This is a genomic window from Brevundimonas sp. (assembly GCF_031082345.1).
In the GTDB taxonomy this organism is placed as follows: Bacteria; Pseudomonadota; Alphaproteobacteria; order Caulobacterales; family Caulobacteraceae; genus Brevundimonas.
The window spans coordinates 1-2,122 of the sequence record NZ_JAVHLH010000347.1; the positions used below are offsets into that span (position 1 = coordinate 1).

The following is a 2,122-nucleotide window of genomic DNA, read 5'->3' on the forward strand; positions in this document are numbered from 1 at the left end:
GCACGGCGGCGACCCGCCCGGCGCGCGCTCGGAGACGGGCCTAATGGCGTTGCGCCTGGCGCGCGACGTGATCGAGGCGATCGCGGCGCGGGAACCGTCGCTGGCCGACGAGCTGGTCGAGTTCTGCCGGCAGCGCATGATCGCCAACCTGCTCGAAACATCACCGCTTTTCGCCGGCTGGGCCGACAGCGAGCGCGCCCAGGTGCTCGAGGCGTTCGACCGCCGCGTCTTGCCCGCTGGGGAGGAGCCGGTAACGCAGGGCAAGCCGTCTCCGGGCCTATTCCTCATCGTGGCGGGCAAGGCCGAGGTGTTGCGCCGGGAGGGGAAAGGGAAGAAGGGACAGGTCGTGCGGCTGGCCGAATTGGGCCCGGCCGACGTTTTCGGAGAAATGTCGCTGGTGGTCGAACGTCCCGCCACCGCCACCGTGCGGATGGTGTATGATAGTGCCGTCCTGACGCTCCCGCGGGGAAGGTTCCTGCGGGTCGCGGAGACGCATCCGGAGCTGCTCGACGAGCTGCGACGGGTCGCGCGCGAGAGGGAAGAAGAGACCCGGTCGCTGCTCGGACAGCCGAGCACGGCGGCCGACGACCTGACGATCGTGTGAGGCGCCATAACATGGGGGCCATTCGACTCGAACGCGAACATTATGCGGCCTTCTCCGCCTCGGAAGGGGACAAGAGCCGCAAGCTGGTCAAGGGCCAAATCTGGCCCGAGCTGCGTCGGCTGTCCGAGGCGCTCATCCCCGGCCTCTCGCAGCTCGTGGGCATCGACCTGCACCCCCACCTGGCCTTCCAGGGGGGCCGCGAGGGCCCCGTGCGCGAGGCGTTTACTGCCTTCTCGGCCTCGAGGAAGAAGTTCCGGGACCATCCGCACTTCACCCTGGCCGTCAACCGCTCCGGCGTCCACGCCCGCGTGTCGCTCGGGTCCGAAGCCCGCGGCGAGCGGGAGCGGCTCGCGCGACGGATCGAGCGCGAGCAGTCGAACCTGGCCAAGCGCTTCCGTTCCATGGCCGGGCTGCGCTCCTATTTCGCCGGGACCAACGGCGGCAACGGCGGCGGTACCCCCGTCGGGTTGAACGAGATCGCCCTGGACGAGGGTTTCTGGCGCGCGCTGATCGGCGCCCTGCGTTCGCCCACCGGCGGCCTGGACATCGGCTTCGGATGGTCCTCCAGCCGTGCCCGGACGCTCGCCCAGATCGAGATCATGACGGCCTTCGAGCGCCTGGCGCCGATCTACCGCCTGATGGCGTCCGAGGACTAGCATTTCGGAGATCCGTTCCATGCTTCCCGTTCCATTGTTCCATCCCCGGCGCCTCGTTCCGGCGCGTTGTACCTCATGAGCCCTTCGCGCCGGCCGAGGATTGCGCGTCGGGCCGCGGTCCGGGCGGATCCGACGCCGCCAGACGCGCCGGTCGTGGACGTGGCCGAGGTGGCCGACGGTTGCGTCCGGGCCGTCCAGCGCGCGCTGGGCCTGTGCCTCGACTACGACCCCGACACCATCCCTCTCCTCGACCACTATCTCTCGCTGCTTGCCGACCGTCCCCGGGCCGCCACTCGGGATCCGGTGCGCGGGCTGGTGGCGACGATGGCCGGCGCGTACTTCGGTGAGGTCGTGCGCCGGCAGTACCCGTGTCGGTGGGTCGTGCCGCCCGGCTCGCAGCCGCTCGATTGGCGGATCGAGTTCACCTATTGGCTACTGACCTTCCACCCCGTGGCGGTGGCCTGGGAGGTCATCCTGAGGCGCGACGTTCCGGACGGCGGCGCGGCGTTCCTGCTGGACGAGCCGACGCGGGTGCAGATCGCCGAGCGTCTGGATGCCCTGCCCGGCGCGACCCTGGACGACTACTTCACCTTCGCCCAGCGCCTGGAAACCCTGGCGCTGACGGTCGGCTGGCTGGCCGAGCGGCAGGCGCGCGAGGTGGAGCGCTCGGGCCGGCCGCCCGTCGAGGTGTCCGCGCGCCGCTACGCTGCGTTTCTCTCGAAGCTCAAGGAAGACGGCTAGAACTCGAGGATGACCTGCGGGGCGTCCGGGCCGTTCGGGCCCTCGCCGGCGGTCAGGCCGAAGTACAGGCCCGTCGCGGCACCGCCGGCGACCACGGCGCCGATGATCGTCCAGAACCACC

3 protein-coding genes are annotated in these 2,122 nt (G+C 70.4%); all 3 read left to right on the forward strand.

Translation table 11 applies throughout. The features are described from left to right. The coding region (locus tag RDU12_RS15110; RefSeq protein WP_308685454.1) for a cyclic nucleotide-binding domain-containing protein at window positions 1-604 on the forward strand (604 nt) is incomplete at its 5' end. Between the two features lie 11 nt (window positions 605-615). After that, a complete protein-coding gene (locus RDU12_RS15115) occupies window positions 616-1,260 on the forward strand; it encodes a DUF1054 family protein (RefSeq protein ID WP_308685456.1) in 645 nt (214 codons plus the stop codon). 153 nt (window positions 1,261-1,413) lie between these two features. Next, a complete protein-coding gene (locus tag RDU12_RS15120; protein ID WP_308685458.1) occupies window positions 1,414-2,001 on the forward strand; it encodes a hypothetical protein in 588 nt (195 codons plus the stop codon). Window positions 2,002-2,122 lie beyond the last annotated feature (121 nt).